Raw genomic sequence first — 2,502 nt, 5'->3', positions numbered from 1 at the left:
CTGCCCTGGGCGCGCTCCCGGCTGGCGTGGCCCCGACCGCGGTCGCCCCCAGCATCTCCCCCCCTCGCCGCACGTGCCGCTGCGGGCCGGGCGGCTCGAGTGACGAGGTCCGGCCGCGCCTCCTGCACAGGTGTCCGCAGACGGCGTTGCGTCCCCGGGCGTCGCGTTCCGGCTCCGGATGTCCGGGGCCGCTCTTAGGCTCGGGTGCATGAGCGCGCACCACGCCGACGACGGCCTCCCCGCCCCCGTCTCCACCCTCGCCGAGGATCCACCGGCCGACGGGCGACAGGCGCCGCCGAGTGGCGTCGTCGTGGGTGAGGACGGGCGGGCCCGCCCGCCGTGGGCGGCACGGGATCCGCTGCTGCGGGAGTACTACGACACGGAGTGGGGCCTGCCCGTCACGGACGAGCGGGGCCTGTTCGAGCGCCTCGTGCTCGAGGCGTTCCAGTCGGGCCTGAGCTGGCGGACCGTCCTGGCCAAGCGGCCGCGGTTCCGGGAGGTGTTCGCGGGCTTCGACCCGGACGCCGTCGCGGCGTTCGGGGACGCGGAGGTCGAGGCACTGCTGGCGGACCCCGGCATCATCCGGAACCGGCGCAAGATCGAGGCCGCGGTCGCGAACGCACAAGCCGTCGTCGGGATGCGCGGCGAGCGGTTCGCCCCGCTGCACCCGGGCTCCCCCGGCGCGGGCCCCGCCTGGCACGGCGACGGCGACCGTCCCGCCACCGGCCTGCCGGGGCTGGTCTGGGCTCACCAGCCTGCCGCGACCCCACGGCCGGAGACGGTGGCGCAGGTCCCCTCGACCTCGGACGAGTCGCGCGCGCTCGCGAGGGCGCTGAAGGCGCATGGCTGCCGATTCGTGGGGCCGACCACTTGCTTCGCCCTGCTGGAGGCCGCCGGGATCGTGGACACCCACCTTCTCGGCTCGTGGCGAAGAGGGGCGTCCGGGATCTGGGAGTGAGCGGGGGCCTCCGGCAGGATGGGGAACTCAACGCAGGACGTCCACACGAAAGGGTGACGACTGATGACCACCACCTCCGCCTCTCAGGGCTACCGCACAATCAACCCGGCCACCGGGGAGCTGCTGAAGTCCTTCGACAACGCCACGGATCAGCAGATCGCCGACGCCCTCGACGCCTCGCAGGCCGCCTACGAGCAGTGGTCCCGGAAGTCGGTGGCCGAGCGCGCCGCCGTCGTGAAGCGGATCTCCGAGCTGCTGGCCGAGCGGTCCAAGGACATCGCCGCGGTGATCACCACGGAGATGGGCAAGTCCCTCGGCGCGGCGGTCGGCGAGGTGCGCTACAGCGCCCAGATCTTCGGGTACTACGCGGACGAGGCCGAGGAGCTGCTCGCGGACCAGCCGATCAAGCAGTTCTCCGGGCAGGAGGCGTTCGTCCAGCGGCTGCCGATCGGCCCGCTGCTGGGGATCATGCCGTGGAACTTCCCGGTGTACCAGGTGGCCCGTTTCGTGGCGCCGAACCTCATGCTCGGCAACACCATCCTGCTCAAGCACGCCGAGATCAACCCCCAGGTGGCGCAGCTGCTGGAAGAGCTCTTCACCGAGGCCGGACTGCCGGAGGGCGTGTACCAGAACGTGTTCGCCACCCACGACCAGATCTCCACGATCATCGCCGATCCGCGCGTGCAGGGCGTGTCCCTCACCGGTTCGGAGCGGGCCGGCGCCGCCGTCGCCGAGCAGGCCGGCCGGCACCTCAAGAAGGTCGTCCTCGAGCTCGGCGGCTCCGATCCGTACATCGTGCTCTCCGCGCCGGACGCCCGCGCCGCCGCCCGCGACGCACTGGCCACCCGGATGGGCAACTGGGGCCAGGCCTGCAACTCGAACAAGCGCATGATCGTCATGGAGGACCTCTACGACGACTTCGTGGACGAGCTGGTCCAGCGCTCCTCGGCGATGAAGCCCGGTGACCCGACCTCGCGTGACGCCGACGTCTACGGCCCGCTGTCCTCCGAGTCCGCGGCCGACGGGCTCGCCGAGCAGATCGCCGCGGCCAAGGAGGCCGGCGCCACCGTCCACGTGGGCGGCGAGCGCGTCTCCGGCCCCGAGGGCGAGGGCTTCTACGTCTCCCCGGCCGTGATCACGGACGTGGACCAGGAGAACCCCGCCTACACGCAGGAGCTGTTCGGCATGGCCGCCGTGGTGTACAAGGTGTCCTCGGCCGAGGAGGCCGTGGCCCTGGCCAACGACTCCCAGTACGGTCTCGGCGGCGCCGTCTTCTCCACGGACCTGGACGAGGCCAAGCGCGTGGCCGACCAGCTCGAGGTGGGCATGGCGAACGTGAACCTCGCCTCCGCCGCCGGCGCGAACCTGCCCTTCGGCGGCGTGAAGCGCTCGGGCTTCGGCCGCGAGCTCGGCCCCATGGCCGTGGACGAGTTCGCCAACAAGCGCCTGTACGCGGTGCAGGGCCCGCTGGAGGGCTGACCCGGGGCCGGGTCGGCCCGGCGGGTCTCCCGCTCCGGCCGGCCCGTCGGCCCCTCAGCCGCGCA

General features: G+C 72.8%; 2 protein-coding genes. Both read left to right on the top strand.

The genetic code is table 11. From position 1 onward, the window contains the following. Window positions 1–208: 208 nt before the first annotated feature. Window positions 209–958 carry a DNA-3-methyladenine glycosylase I gene (locus HMPREF3105_RS08705; protein ID WP_063190326.1) on the top strand — a complete coding sequence of 250 codons (750 nt, stop codon included), beginning with the start codon at window positions 209–211 and terminating at the stop codon, window positions 956–958. Between the two features lie 63 nt (window positions 959–1,021). Then, window positions 1,022–2,437, top strand: coding sequence for an NAD-dependent succinate-semialdehyde dehydrogenase (locus tag HMPREF3105_RS08700; RefSeq protein WP_063190325.1), 1,416 nt, complete (start codon window positions 1,022–1,024; stop codon window positions 2,435–2,437). Window positions 2,438–2,502 lie beyond the last annotated feature (65 nt).

The organism is Micrococcus sp. HMSC31B01 (assembly GCF_001816085.1).
GTDB lineage: Bacteria > Actinomycetota > Actinomycetes > Actinomycetales > Micrococcaceae > Micrococcus > Micrococcus luteus.
This window is presented reverse-complemented; position numbering and strand designations above follow the sequence as displayed.